The sequence below is a fragment of the Pseudomonas asiatica genome, from assembly GCF_009932335.1.
Taxonomy (GTDB): domain Bacteria; phylum Pseudomonadota; class Gammaproteobacteria; order Pseudomonadales; family Pseudomonadaceae; genus Aquipseudomonas; species Aquipseudomonas asiatica.
Window position 1 is genome coordinate 3,257,895 of sequence record NZ_BLJF01000001.1, and the last position, 13,179, is coordinate 3,271,073.

The window sequence follows — 13,179 nt, forward strand, 5'->3', positions numbered from 1 at the left end:
AACACAACTGAATCTTTTTTTGTATACAATAAATTGAAACGATCGTATGCGAGATTGCAAACGCCCGTTTTCACGGGCGCTTGAACGAAAGCGGCCTCGTCCGACGAAAACCCGTTGACCTGAGCGGCCAGCCGTGAATACACTCTGGCACAAAGCAAGTTGTATACAATTACAAAATCGATGAGGCACAAACCATGAGCAAAATGAGAGCAATCGATGCAGCCGTTCTGGTCATGCGCCGTGAAGGTGTAGATACCGCGTTCGGCATCCCGGGGGCTGCCATCAACCCGTTGTACTCGGCCCTGAAGAAAGTCGGTGGCATCGATCACGTCCTCGCTCGTCACGTCGAAGGCGCCTCGCACATGGCCGAGGGTTACACCCGTGCCAACCCGGGCAACATCGGCGTGTGCATCGGCACCTCCGGCCCAGCCGGCACCGACATGGTCACCGGCCTGTACAGTGCCTCCGCCGACTCCATCCCGATCCTCTGCATCACCGGCCAGGCCCCACGTGCCCGCCTGCACAAGGAAGATTTCCAGGCTGTCGACATCACCAACATCGTCAAGCCGGTCACCAAGTGGGCCACCACCGTTCTGGAGCCAGGCCAGGTGCCTTACGCCTTCCAGAAGGCCTTCTATGAAATGCGCACCGGCCGCCCAGGCCCGGTACTGATCGACCTGCCGTTCGACGTGCAGATGGCCGAAATCGAATTCGACATCGACGCCTACGAACCGCTGCCAGTGCACAAGCCGTCCGCCACCCGCGTACAGGCCGAAAAAGCCCTGGCCCTGCTCAATGACGCCGAGCGCCCGCTGCTGGTAGCCGGTGGCGGCATCATCAACGCCGACGCCAGCGACAAGCTGGTCGAGTTTGCCGAACTGACCGGTGTACCGGTAATCCCGACCCTGATGGGCTGGGGCACCATCCCGGACGACCACGCACAGATGGTCGGCATGGTCGGCCTGCAGACTTCGCACCGCTATGGCAACGCCACCCTGCTGAAATCCGACCTGGTGTTCGGTATCGGTAACCGCTGGGCCAACCGCCACACCGGTTCCGTCGACGTCTACACCGAAGGCCGCAAGTTCGTGCACGTGGACATCGAGCCGACCCAGATCGGCCGCGTGTTCACCCCGGACCTGGGTATCGTTTCCGACGCTGGCAAGGCACTGGACGTGTTCCTCGAAGTGGCCCGCGAGTGGAAAGCCGCTGGCAAGCTGAAGTGCCGCAAGGCCTGGCTGGAAGACTGCCAGGAGCGAAAGGCCACCCTGCAGCGCAAGACCCACTTCGACAACGTGCCGGTCAAGCCGCAGCGCGTCTACGAAGAAATGAACCAGGTATTCGGCAAGGACACCTGCTACGTCAGCACCATCGGTCTGTCGCAGATCGCCGGTGCGCAGTTCCTGCACGTGTACAAGCCACGCCACTGGATCAACTGCGGCCAGGCCGGCCCGCTGGGCTGGACCATCCCTGCCGCCCTCGGTGTGGTCAAGGCCGATCCGAAGCGCAAGGTGGTCGCGCTGTCGGGTGACTACGACTTCCAGTTCATGATCGAAGAGCTGGCGGTGGGCGCACAGTTCAACCTGCCGTACGTGCACGTACTGGTGAACAACGCCTACCTGGGCCTGATCCGTCAGGCGCAACGTGGCTTCGACATGGATTACTGTGTACAACTGGCGTTCGAGAACATCAACTCGACCGACGCCGCCACCTACGGTGTCGACCATGTCGCCGTGGTCGAAGGCCTGGGCTGCAAGGCCATCCGTGTATTCGAGCCGGCCGAGATCGCCCCTGCCCTGCTCAAGGCACAGAAAATGGCCGAAGAGTTCCGCGTACCGGTGGTGGTCGAAGTGATTCTCGAACGTGTGACCAACATTTCCATGGGCACCGAGATCAACGCGGTCAACGAGTTCGAAGACCTGGCCCTGGTCGGCAACGACGCGCCAACCGCCATCTCGCTGCTGGACTGATCGCCTGACGCCCCCGTGCCGGCCCCTACCTCAGGGCGCCGGGGGCCTTCATCGCTAGGAGACACAACATGCCTCGCTTCGCTGCCAACCTGTCCATGCTGTTCACCGAACAGGACTTCCTGGCCCGCTTCAAGGCTGCCGCCGATGCTGGTTTCAGCGGCGTAGAGTACCTCTTCCCGTACGATTTCAGCGCTGCCGAGATCAAGCAGCAGCTGGACGCCAACGGTCTGACCCAGGTGCTGTTCAACCTGCCGGCGGGCGATTGGGCCAAGGGTGAGCGCGGTATCACCTGCCACCCTGACCGCGTCGAGGAGTTCCGCGCCGGTGTCGACAAGGCCATCGAGTACGCCAAGGTGCTGGGCAACACCCAGGTCAATGCCCTGGCCGGCATTCGCCCACAAGGCCCGGACTGCGCCACCGTGCGCAAGACCTTCGTGGAAAACCTGCGCTACGCCGCCGACAAGCTGAAAGCCGCCGGGATCCGCCTGGTCATGGAAATGATCAACACCCGCGACATCCCTGGCTTCTACCTGAACACCACCAAACAGGCCCTGGAAATCCAGGCCGAGGTTGGCAGCGACAACCTGTTCCTGCAGTACGACATCTACCACATGCAGATCATGGAAGGTGACCTGGCTCGCACCATGGAAGCCAACCTGAAACTGATCAACCACATCCAGTTGGCCGACAACCCCGGCCGCAACGAGCCAGGCACCGGCGAGATCAACTACCGCTTCCTGTTCGAACACCTGGACCGCATCGGCTACCAGGGCTGGGTGGGCGCGGAGTACAAGCCACTGACCACCACCGAAGCGGGCCTGGGCTGGCTGAAGACCCATAACGCTATTTAAGGACCACACGCTCCTACACGGGGCCGCGTTGTCTGCTCCATCGAGATTCAACAAATACAACGAGGTAATCTCTCATGGCTAAAATCGGTTTCATCGGCACCGGCATCATGGGCAAGCCCATGGCTCAGAACCTGCAGAAAGCAGGTCACAGCATCTTCATTTCCACCCACCACGACGCTGCCCCGGCCGACCTGATCGCCGCCGGTGCCGTGGCCCTGGCCAACCCGAAGGAAGTTGCCCAGGAAGCCGAGTTCATCATCGTCATGGTCCCCGACACCCCGCAGGTCGAGAGCGTCCTGTTCGGTGACAACGGCGTGGCCGAAGGCGTGGGCCCGAACAAGGTCGTGATCGACATGAGCTCGATCTCCCCTACCGCTACCAAAGCCTTCGCCGAGAAGATCAAGGCTACCGGCGCTGCCTACCTGGATGCCCCGGTGTCCGGCGGCGAAGTCGGTGCCAAGGCCGCGACCCTGAGCATCATGGTCGGTGGCTGCCCGAAAGCCTTCGAGCGCACCCTGCCGCTGTTCGAAGCCATGGGCAAGAACATCACCCGCGTCGGTGGCAATGGCGACGGCCAGACCGCCAAGGTGGCCAACCAGATCATCGTTGCCCTGAACATCCAGGCCGTTGCCGAAGCCCTGCTGTTCGCCGCCAAGAATGGTGCCGACCCGGCCAAGGTACGTGAAGCCCTGATGGGCGGCTTCGCCTCGTCGAAGATCCTCGAAGTGCACGCCGAGCGCATGATCAAGGGCACCTTCGACCCAGGTTTCCGCATCAACCTGCACCAGAAGGACCTGAACCTGGCCCTGCAAGGCGCCAAGGAACTGGGCATCAACCTGCCCAACACCTCCAATGCACAGCAAGTGTTCAACACCTGCCAGGCCCTGGGCGGCGGCAACTGGGACCACTCGGCGCTGATCAAAGGCCTGGAGCACATGGCCAACTTCTCGATCCGCGACGACAAATGATCTAGATCCGGGGGCTGCTGCGCAGCCCTTTCGCGACGCAAGGCCGCTCCTACAACGGATCGCGGTCCCCTGTAGGAGCGGCCTTGTGTCGCGAAAGGGGCGCAAAGCGCCCCCAAAATCTCAGATCCAACACCTTTGAACCTGCGACCACAGCTTCAAGGGTGGCACCGAGCAACACCCGCCCCTGGTTCGGCCTGCACGGAGGCAGTTCCAGGGGCGTTTTTGATTCTGCAGAACAACAATAATTGGGAGCCTGCCATGTCGGTCGATCCGCAAAAACTTCTCCGCGAGCTGTTCGACACAGCCATCGCCGCCGCCCACCCTCGTCAAGTCCTCGAACCCTACCTGCCCGCCGACCGCAGCGGCCGGGTCATCGTCATCGGTGCCGGCAAGGCCGCAGCCGCCATGGCCGAAGTGGTCGAGAAGTGCTGGCAGGGCGAAGTCTCCGGGCTTGTTGTCACACGGTACGGTCACGGTGCCAACTGCCAAAAGATCGAGGTGGTCGAAGCCGCCCACCCGGTCCCCGATGCCGCCGGCCTGGCTGTGGCAAAACGCGTGCTGGAACTGGTCAGCAACCTCAGTGAAGACGACCGCGTCATCTTCCTGCTGTCCGGCGGTGGCTCAGCACTGCTGGCCCTGCCCGCCGAAGGCCTGACCCTGGCCGACAAGCAGCAGATCAACAAGGCACTGCTGAAATCCGGCGCCACCATCGGCGAGATGAACTGCGTGCGCAAGCACCTCTCGGCGATCAAGGGCGGCCGCCTGGCCAAGGCCTGCTGGCCGGCCACGGTGTACACCTATGCCATTTCCGATGTCCCGGGCGACCTCGCCACGGTGATCGCCTCCGGCCCTACCGTGGCCGACCCGAGCACCTCGGCCGATGCCCTGGCCATCCTCAAGCGCTACAACATCGAAGCGCCCAAGGCCGTTATCGACTGGCTCAACAACCCAGCCTCGGAAACCGTCAAGGCCGACGACCCGGCCCTGGCCCGCAGCCACTTCCAGCTGATCGCCAAGCCCCAGCAGTCGCTCGAAGCCGCCGCGGTCAAAGCCCGCCAGGCCGGGTTCAGCCCGCTGATCCTCGGCGACCTGGAAGGCGAATCACGCGAAGTGGCCAAGGTGCACGCCGGTATCGCCCGGCAGATCGTCCAGCACGGCCAGCCGCTGAAAGCGCCCTGCGTGATCCTGTCCGGCGGCGAAACCACCGTGACCGTGCGCGGCAATGGCCGTGGCGGGCGCAATGCCGAGTTCCTGCTCAGCCTCACCGAAAGCCTGAAAGGCCTGCCGGGCGTGTACGCCCTGGCCGGTGACACCGACGGTATCGATGGCTCGGAAGAAAACGCCGGCGCCTTCATGACCCCGGCCAGCTACGCCCGTGCCGAAGCCCTGGGCCTGTCGGCCAGCGACGAACTGGACAACAACAACGGCTACGGCTATTTCGCCGCCCTGGATGCGCTGATCGTCACCGAGCCGACCCGCACCAACGTCAACGACTTCCGCGCCATCCTGATCCTCGAGACTGCCCAATCATGACGCCTGATAAAAAAGTAAAGATCCTCGCCACCCTCGGCCCTGCGATCAAAGGCATCGACGACATCCGCCAACTGGTAGAAGCCGGGGTGAATATCTTCCGCCTCAACTTCAGCCACGGCGAGCATGCCGACCACGCCCTGCGCTACCAGTGGATCCGCGAAGTCGAGCAGCAACTGAACTACCCACTGGGTATCCTCATGGACCTGCAAGGGCCGAAGCTGCGCGTCGGCCGCCTTGCCGACGGCAAGGTGCAGCTGCAACGCGGCCAGGCCCTGCGCCTGGACCTGGACAACACCCCGGGCGACAGCCGCCGGGTCAACCTGCCGCACCCCGAGATCATCGCCGCCCTCGAGCCGGGCATGGACCTGCTGCTGGACGACGGCAAGCTGCGCCTGCGCGTCACCGCCAAGCACAGCGACGCCATCGACACCGAAGTGCTGGCCGGTGGAGAGCTGTCCGATCGCAAGGGTGTCAACGTGCCGCAAGCGGTGCTCGACCTCTCCCCGCTCACCGAGAAAGACCGCCGCGACCTGGCCTTCGGCCTGGAGCTGGGCGTGGACTGGGTGGCCCTGTCGTTCGTACAGCGCCCCGAAGACATCACCGAAGCACGCCAGCTGATCGGTGACCGTGCCTACCTGATGGCGAAGATCGAAAAGCCATCGGCAGTCGAACAGCTGCAAGCCATCGCGGAGCTTGCGGATGCGATCATGGTGGCCCGTGGCGACCTGGGCGTGGAAGTGCCGGCCGAAAGCGTGCCGCAAATCCAGAAACGCATCATCGGCACCTGCCGCCAACTGGGCAAACCGGTGGTGGTGGCCACCCAGATGCTCGAATCCATGCGCTTCTCGCCAGCGCCGACCCGCGCCGAAGTCACCGACGTGGCCAACGCCGTGGCCGAAGGTGCCGATGCGGTGATGCTGTCGGCCGAGACTGCCTCGGGTGAGTACCCGCTGGAAGCCGTGCAGATGATGAGCAAGATCATCCGCCAGGTGGAGAACGGCCCGGACTACCAGGCCCAGCTCGACGTTGGCCGGCCGAAGGCCGAGGCCACCGTATCGGACGCCATCAGCTGCGCCATCCGCCGTATCAGCGGCATTCTGCCGGTGGCGGTGCTGGTCAACTACAGCGAGTCGGGCGCCTCGACCCTGCGCGCGGCACGCGAGCGGCCACGGGCACCGATCCTCAACCTCACCCCGAACCTGGCCACCGCGCGTCGCCTGAGCGTGGCGTGGGGCGTGCACTCGGTAGTCAACGACCGCCTGCGCCAGGTGGACGAGGTTGTATCCACCGCACTGGAGATTGCCCAGGCACAAGGCATGGCCAGCCGTGGCGACACGCTACTGATCACCGCCGGTGTGCCTTTCGGCAAACCAGGGTCGACTAACACGCTGCGGATCGAGACCTTGATCTGAGATTTCGGGGGCGCCTTGCGCCCCATTCGCAGCACAAGGCTGCTCCTACAAAGGGACCGCGAAAACCTCCCGCTGCGCGGTCCCTTTGTAGGAGCAGCCTTGTGCTGCGAATGGAGGGCAAAGCCCTCCTCGTACACAGAAACACCACAACTGCGGAAAACCCGAGGCCCAAAGAGGCCCACCGCGCCCCATCAACCTCACTGACTGCCCCGATGTACACCAAAAATTTCGTCAACCCGTGCCCTGACTGGGCCACGGCGTTACTCAACGGCTTCAGCCAGGTGCTGCTGCTGCGCAACCCTCTGTGCGGCCTGTGCTGCCTGCTGGCCATCCTGCTGACCGCCCCCGGCCTGGTCGGTGGCGCCCTGCTCGGCGCCCTGGCCGGCCTGCTCACCGCCCAGGCTCGTGGCTACGACCGTGCCGACCGCCAGGCAGGCCTGTACAGCTACAACGGCGTACTGATCGGCATCCTGATCAGCGCCGTGCTGCCCTGGTCGGTCATCCTGCCGCCACTGATCATCGCCGCTGGCGGCCTGTCCAGCATCATCACCCACCAGTGGCGCAAGCGCGGCGGCAAGCTGCTGATCGCCTACACCGCACCCTTCGTCCTGCTTGGCTGGGCCGTATTGCTGATCGCCAGCCCCTCGCCCAGCGGCTTCGTCGAAGCCGACCCGCTGTACGCGTTGGCGCGCGGCGTGGGCCAGATCTTCCTGCTCGACCAGCCCCTGGCCGGCCTGCTGATCAGCATTGGCATGTTCATCGCCAACCCCTATGCCGCAATGTGGGCGGTGATCGGTTCGGCCATCGGCGGCGGCGTGGCACTGTTCGCCGACCAGGCGCAAGCCGCCTGGCTGGGCCTGTACGGTTTCAACGCTGCACTGGCAGCACTGGCGTTCAGCAGGCAAGGTGAGAAGCCGTGGGTGACGCTGCTGGCCATCGCCCTGGCCCTGCTGCTGCAACCGCTGTTCAAGCTGCTACCGGTGCCCGGCCTGACCGCGCCCTTCGTCGTCGCCTGCTGGATCCTTGGCGTCGGACTGGCTCGGTTGAAACAACATTCATCGAATCAAGACTTGACGCTACATAGCTGAAGTTTACTCATTCTGCTACGAGCGTCTGATCCCGGCCCCTGCTGCGACCGGGTCGGCGACGTAAAGGTTGCTGTTCCGAGGGGGATGGGGATTGTCTTCGCCCTCGGATTCGTCGCTCGATGCTCCTGTGTAAAAGGTGCTCAAGTAGCCGTCAAGATCGAACCGGATCAATTCAAAACCAGCCCTCTTGAGCCCCTTGACTGCTTCGGGGGGAACAGTCCGCTCCGGGATATACAACTCGCCGAAGCGATAAAAATGCTCGGTGCCCAGGAAACTGTTCATGCCGGAATAATTGGCGTCTAGTTTTTCACCGGTGATCTTCGCCGCCCCTTTGAACACGAATTGTTCGAAATCGGCATTCTTCGTGGCTCGAAATACGATACGTTTCTGCTCGAAATTCTCGGGTCGACCCAGCGGTTTAAGATAACCCCGTAGCGGCCGCTTCGGCAGCTTTAAATCTTTCAACAGCTTGGTAAGGCCAGTCCTGGCACGGCCAGAAGGGTCGCGAAAATTAACGGGATCGCCAGAACAGTACACATAGCAATTGACTCCGCCCGCAGCGAATGGGCTCAGGCTGTCAGGGCTCAGGAACCGCATGATGGCCGGGATATACAACCTGAGCCCGTTGCCCAGGAAGTAACCCTGTACTACTGGGTCGAACCACTGCCCCACGAACCGCAGTGCGCCGACAGCCTGCTGCGAGGAAAGCTGTCCGTAGGGCAGAAAAGACCATTCCCCTTGGCGCGAGCCTCGCTCGGCGACGATACTACCAACCTCATCAACCTGCAGCAGAGTTGTCTTGCCCGGACTCAGCAGCGAAAGCGGGACATCGGACATAGTGTTCGCTCCATACTCGATCGATTTTGCGCCCAATGATGCCCACTGGCGTAACTGAGGAAAACTATCAGTTCTATCAGGTCTGCCATGTGCCCCCACTCCCGTTACTTACCAAGACCCTCTAGGCTTGGCATTTTTTACCCGCGGAACCCGAGCCCATGTCCACCCCACAATCCCTGCGTGAACGCCTCTACATAATGGTCTTCCAGACCGACACCGTAGCCGGCCGGCGCTTCGACAAGATCCTCCTGCTGATCATCCTGGCCAGCCTGGTTACCGTCATCCTCGACAGCATCGACGAAGTGCACCAGGGCTACGCCGGCCTGCTGGCCGGCATCGAGTGGGGCTTTACCGCGATCTTCCTGGCCGAGTACCTCACCCGCCTGTACTGCTCGCCCAAGCCTTTGCGCTACGCATTCAGCTTTTATGGCCTGGTCGATCTGCTGGCGATCGTGCCGGGGATCATCGCGCTGTACTACATCGACGCCCAGTACCTGCTGATCATCCGCGTGATACGGATGCTGCGGATCTTCCGTGTGCTCAAGCTCAGCCCGTACCTCAAGCAGGCCCATTACCTGATGGAGGCGCTGCGCGGCAGCAAGCAGAAGATCATCGTGTTCCTGGTGACGGTATCGACCCTGGTTACGGTGTTCGGCACCTTGATGTATGTGATCGAAGGGCCTGAGCATGGCTTTACCAGCATTCCCAAGGGCATCTACTGGGCCATCGTTACCCTGACCACGGTGGGCTTCGGCGACATCGTGCCGAAGACCCCGCTGGGGCAAGTGCTGTCGTCGCTGGTGATGATTACCGGTTATTCGATCATCGCCGTACCGACCGGGATCTTTACCGCCGAGCTGGCCAATGCCATGCGCGGGGAGCAGCTGCAGCATGATTGCCCGACTTGCAGCAAGAAAAGCCATGAGCATGGCGCGGCGTTCTGTTCGCGGTGCGGGAATGTGCTGTTTCCCAAACAATGATTCCGCCTGTTCCGGCCCTGTCGCCGGCAAGCCCGCCCGCACAGGATCACCACAGGCCCGAACCCTGCGCTGTCTCTGTAGGAGCGGGTTTACCCGCGAAAGGGCCGGCACAGGCAGAAGCATAACCAAAGTGTTTTTTGTTCTTTAACCCCCACAAACCCACCCGCTATAGTCGCAGGCAAACTGCCAACACCTTCTCGATAACAAGGAAGCAACGTGAAAAAACTCTTCACCGCCTCGCTGCTCGCCGCAGGCCTTGCCCTGGGCAATTTCGCCCAGGCTGCCCCCACCCTGCTCAACGTTTCCTACGACGTGATGCGCGACTTCTACAAGGACTACAACCCGGCCTTCCAGAAGCACTGGGAAGCCGAGCACAACGAGAAGGTCAACGTGCAGATGTCCTTCGGCGGCTCGAGCAAGCAGGCGCGAGCGGTGATCGATGGCCTGCCGGCCGATGTCATCACCATGAACATGGCCACCGACATCAACGCCCTGGCCGACAACGGCAAGCTGGTGCCGGACAACTGGGTAACCCGCCTGCCGAACAACAGCGCGCCGTTCACCTCGGCCACTGTGTTCATCGTGCGCAAGGGTAACCCCAAGGCGCTGAAAGACTGGCCCGACCTGCTCAAGGATGGCGTACAGGTGATCGTACCCAACCCCAAGACCTCGGGTAACGGCCGCTACACCTACCTGTCGGCCTGGGGCTATGTGCTCAAGCAAGGCGGTGATGAAAACAAGGCCAAGGACTTTGTCGGCAAGCTGTTCAAGCAGGCGCCGGTATTGGACACCGGTGGCCGCGCCGCCACCACCACCTTCATGACCAACCAGATCGGCGACGTGCTGGTGACCTTCGAGAACGAAGCCGAGATGATCGCCCGCGAGTTCGGCCGCGACCAGTTCGAAGTGGTCTACCCGAGCGTGTCGGCCGAAGCCGAGCCGCCGGTCAGCGTGGTCGACAAGGTGGTGGCGAAGAAAGGCACCCAGGCAGCGGCCGAGGAATACCTGAAGTACCTGTGGTCGCCAGCCGCACAGGAAATCGCCGCACAGAACTACCTGCGCCCGCGTGATGCGACGGTACTGGCCAAGTACACCGACCGCTTCCCGAAAGTGGACTTCCTGTCGGTGGAGAAGACCTTTGGTGACTGGCGCACCGTGCAGAAGACCCACTTCAATGATGGTGGGGTGTTTGACCAGATCTACACCAACAATCAGTAATTGATGCATGCAGGTCCGGCCCTATCGCCGGCAAGCCAGCTCCCACAGGGACTCCACAGTACTCAAGACCTGTGCAGTACCTGTGGGAGCGGGCTTGCCGGCGATAGGGCCGGTACAGGCAACATCAGACCTGGCGGAATACCAGAGCCTTCAAGCCCCCCGCCGGGTCCACGTCAGGAAACTCCGGCGGGTTCTCCAGCCGCTCGACAAATGCCAGCGACGGCGCCTGCTCCGCCATCCCCTCGATCAGAAACTCTGGCCCGATGCCCGGGTCGTTCACGCATGCCAGCACCGTCCCGCCCTCGCTCAACAACTCCGGCAAGCGCCGCAGAATCTTCGCGTAATCCTGGGTCAGCACAAAACTGCCGCGCTGGAAGGTCGGTGGGTCGATGATGATCAGGTCGTAAGGCCCGTACTTGCGCACCTTGCCCCACGACTTGAACAGCTCGTGCCCCAGGTAGGCCACCCGCGACGCATCGTGGCCATTGAGGCGGTGGTTGTCGCGGCCCCGGGACAACGCCGACTTGGCCATGTCCAGGTTAACCACCTGCTGGGCGCCACCGGCAATCGCCGCCACCGAGAAACCGCAGGTGTAGGCAAACAGGTTCAGCACGCGCTTGCCCGCCGCCTGCTCGCGAACCCAGCGCCGACCATAGCGCATGTCGAGGAACAGGCCATTGTTCTGCCGCACGCCCAGGTCCAGCAGGTAGGCCAGCCCATCCTCGACCACCTCGCGCTGCTGGCACGGTTCGCCCAGCAGCCACTGGCCCGGGCTGTCGGGCAGGTAGCGATGCTGGAGAAGGATGGCTTGACCAGTCCACTGTGGACGCTCGGCGAGCGTGAGCAGCATGGATTCCAGTTCGGCTAGCTGGCCGTCAGGCGGCTCACGGAACAGGGCGACCGACAGCACGCCTTGCAGCCAGTCCACGGTGACCTGCTCCAGGCCCGCCCAGCAGCGGCCGCGGCCGTGGAACAGGCGGCGGGTTTCCTGCGGGGCAGGGTCGAGGGCGGCGAGCAGGTGTTGCTCCAGAGTCTGGATCGGCGAAGTCATCATGGGTCGCAAGCTGGCAAAAGCGGCATTCTACCTCCAGAGGGCGCTTCGCGCCCTATCGCCGGCAAGCCAGCTCCCACAGGTCCTGCGCAAGCTTTGAGAACTGTGCATTACCTGGGAGCAACTTGTACTGCCTGTACTGGCCTCATCGCCGACAAGCCAGGCTCCTATAGGTACTGCGCATGGCTCGAGCCCGATGCGGTCGAAGTGGGAGCTGGCTTGCCGGCGATAGGCCGCAAAGCGGCCTCAATGGCCCTTGACCGCTATCGTCCTGGGCCGGAACCACCACCCCTGCTGCATCCCCGCCGCCGCCAGCAGGATCAACGCCACCCCCAGCCACTGCAACGGTGCCAGCCGGTGCCCGAACGCCACCCAGTCCACCAGAATCGCCGCAATCGGGTAGATGAACGACAGCGCCCCGGTCAACGCCGTGGGCAAGCGCTGGATGGCGCTGTACAGCAACACATACATCAAGCCGGTGTGCACCATGCCCAAGGTCACCAGGCTGGCCAGCGCCGGCACTTCACCCGGCAACCCGCCAAGCTTGACCCACGGCGCCAGCAACAGCGCACCCGTGGCCACCTGGATCAGCGCGATCAGGTGCGGTGGCGTGCCACTCAGGCGTTTGATGATCAACGCCGCGATGGCATACAGGAAGGCCGCCCCCAGCGCCAGCGCAATGCCCAGCAAATAGTCCTCGCCGCCACCCTGCCCCGCGCCATGGGCACTGACGATGGCCAGCATGCCGAGGAACGCCACGCTCAGCCAGGTGACCTTGGCCAGGGTGATCTTCTCGCCCAGGAACACCGCCGCCAGCCCCACCAGCATGAACGGCTGCACGTTGTACACCGCCGTGCCGATGGCAATCGATGCCCGCGAGTAGGAGGCGAACAGCAACACCCTGTTGCCGACAATGGCCACACCGCTGGCAATCGCCAACAGGAACGCCGTACGGCTTATCGCGCCAGGCCGCAGAAAGCCGAACCCCGCGCAAATCGCCAGCAAGGTCACGGCACCGAACACGCAACGCCAGAACACCACCTCCAGCACCGGCTGGCCAGATACCAGCACGAACCAGCCGATGGTCCCGGAAATCAGCATGGCGGCAACCATTTCCAGCGAGCCACGACGCAATGAACTGTCCATCTCAAACCTCCTGTTGACGATGGCAACAGTATGCAAAGGTTGTCGGCGAGCCTTCCAGCGCATAACGAAGGAAGATTGGCCAGTTTGCCTTTACTATCAAGGCAAATAACGCGAATAACCTGATT

General features: G+C 62.8%; 11 protein-coding genes. 8 read left to right on the forward strand and 3 right to left on the reverse strand.

What is annotated here, in order from left to right; genetic code table 11:
• The first annotated feature begins 194 nt into the window (after positions 1–194).
• The 6 genes from gcl to GYA95_RS15160 all read left to right on the forward strand — a co-directional run bounded on the left by gcl (position 195) and on the right by GYA95_RS15160 (position 7,822).
• Positions 195–1,970, forward strand: coding sequence for a glyoxylate carboligase (gene gcl, locus GYA95_RS15135; RefSeq protein ID WP_015271168.1), 1,776 nt, complete (start codon positions 195–197; stop codon positions 1,968–1,970).
• A 68-nt stretch (positions 1,971–2,038) separates the two neighbouring features.
• Entirely contained in the window at positions 2,039–2,821 is a 783-nt protein-coding gene (hyi, locus tag GYA95_RS15140; RefSeq protein WP_003259508.1) for a hydroxypyruvate isomerase, read from the forward strand.
• A 74-nt stretch (positions 2,822–2,895) separates the two neighbouring features.
• The gene (locus tag GYA95_RS15145) at positions 2,896–3,789 is read left to right on the forward strand and encodes a 2-hydroxy-3-oxopropionate reductase (RefSeq protein ID WP_003259509.1); all 894 of its coding nucleotides are present in this window, start codon (positions 2,896–2,898) and stop codon (positions 3,787–3,789) included.
• Positions 3,790–4,047: 258 nt separating this feature from the next.
• Positions 4,048–5,322, forward strand: coding sequence for a glycerate kinase type-2 family protein (locus tag GYA95_RS15150; protein WP_015271169.1), 1,275 nt, complete (start codon positions 4,048–4,050; stop codon positions 5,320–5,322).
• Positions 5,319–6,734 carry a pyruvate kinase gene (gene pyk / locus GYA95_RS15155; protein WP_015271170.1) on the forward strand — a complete coding sequence of 472 codons (1,416 nt, stop codon included), beginning with the start codon at positions 5,319–5,321 and terminating at the stop codon, positions 6,732–6,734. The genes GYA95_RS15150 and pyk overlap by 4 nt, the downstream gene beginning before the upstream one ends.
• Before the next feature lie 212 nt (positions 6,735–6,946).
• On the forward strand, positions 6,947–7,822 hold the full coding sequence (locus tag GYA95_RS15160) for an urea transporter (RefSeq protein ID WP_015271171.1): 876 nt from the start codon (positions 6,947–6,949) through the stop codon (positions 7,820–7,822).
• Positions 7,823–7,837: 15 nt separating this feature from the next.
• Here the strand turns inward: GYA95_RS15160 and GYA95_RS15165 are convergent, their stop codons facing one another.
• Positions 7,838–8,659, reverse strand: coding sequence for an RHS repeat-associated core domain-containing protein (locus GYA95_RS15165; protein ID WP_015271172.1), 822 nt, complete (start codon positions 8,657–8,659; stop codon positions 7,838–7,840).
• 158 nt (positions 8,660–8,817) lie between these two features.
• Here GYA95_RS15165 and GYA95_RS15170 point away from each other — a divergent pair, with 158 nt between their 5' ends.
• Complete coding sequence (locus GYA95_RS15170) at positions 8,818–9,639, forward strand: ion transporter (RefSeq protein WP_015271173.1); 822 nt, start codon at positions 8,818–8,820, stop codon at positions 9,637–9,639.
• A 216-nt stretch (positions 9,640–9,855) separates the two neighbouring features.
• Positions 9,856–10,857, forward strand: coding sequence for a sulfate ABC transporter substrate-binding protein (locus GYA95_RS15175; protein WP_015271174.1), 1,002 nt, complete (start codon positions 9,856–9,858; stop codon positions 10,855–10,857).
• 124 nt (positions 10,858–10,981) lie between these two features.
• Here the strand turns inward: GYA95_RS15175 and GYA95_RS15180 are convergent, their stop codons facing one another.
• Positions 10,982–11,908, reverse strand: a complete 927-nt coding sequence (locus GYA95_RS15180) for a class I SAM-dependent methyltransferase (RefSeq protein ID WP_043936224.1) — start codon at positions 11,906–11,908, stop codon at positions 10,982–10,984.
• Positions 11,909–12,154: 246 nt separating this feature from the next.
• Positions 12,155–13,054, reverse strand: a complete 900-nt coding sequence (locus GYA95_RS15185; RefSeq protein WP_015271176.1) for a DMT family transporter — start codon at positions 13,052–13,054, stop codon at positions 12,155–12,157.
• Positions 13,055–13,179 lie beyond the last annotated feature (125 nt).

Excerpts from the sequence above, each read along its gene's own strand:
- gcl (WP_015271168.1), top strand. The coding sequence starts at position 195 with ATGAGCAAAATGAGAGCAATCGATGCAGCCGTTCTGGTCATGCGCCGT.
- hyi (WP_003259508.1), top strand. The coding sequence starts at position 2,039 with ATGCCTCGCTTCGCTGCCAACCTGTCCATGCTGTTCACCGAACAGGAC.
- GYA95_RS15145 (WP_003259509.1), top strand. The coding sequence starts at position 2,896 with ATGGCTAAAATCGGTTTCATCGGCACCGGCATCATGGGCAAGCCCATG.
- GYA95_RS15150 (WP_015271169.1), top strand. The coding sequence starts at position 4,048 with ATGTCGGTCGATCCGCAAAAACTTCTCCGCGAGCTGTTCGACACAGCC.
- pyk (WP_015271170.1), top strand. The coding sequence starts at position 5,319 with ATGACGCCTGATAAAAAAGTAAAGATCCTCGCCACCCTCGGCCCTGCG.
- GYA95_RS15160 (WP_015271171.1), top strand. The coding sequence starts at position 6,947 with ATGTACACCAAAAATTTCGTCAACCCGTGCCCTGACTGGGCCACGGCG.
- GYA95_RS15165 (WP_015271172.1), bottom strand. The coding sequence starts at position 8,659 with ATGTCCGATGTCCCGCTTTCGCTGCTGAGTCCGGGCAAGACAACTCTG.
- GYA95_RS15170 (WP_015271173.1), top strand. The coding sequence starts at position 8,818 with ATGTCCACCCCACAATCCCTGCGTGAACGCCTCTACATAATGGTCTTC.
- GYA95_RS15180 (WP_043936224.1), bottom strand. The coding sequence starts at position 11,908 with ATGACTTCGCCGATCCAGACTCTGGAGCAACACCTGCTCGCCGCCCTC.
- GYA95_RS15185 (WP_015271176.1), bottom strand. The coding sequence starts at position 13,054 with ATGGACAGTTCATTGCGTCGTGGCTCGCTGGAAATGGTTGCCGCCATG.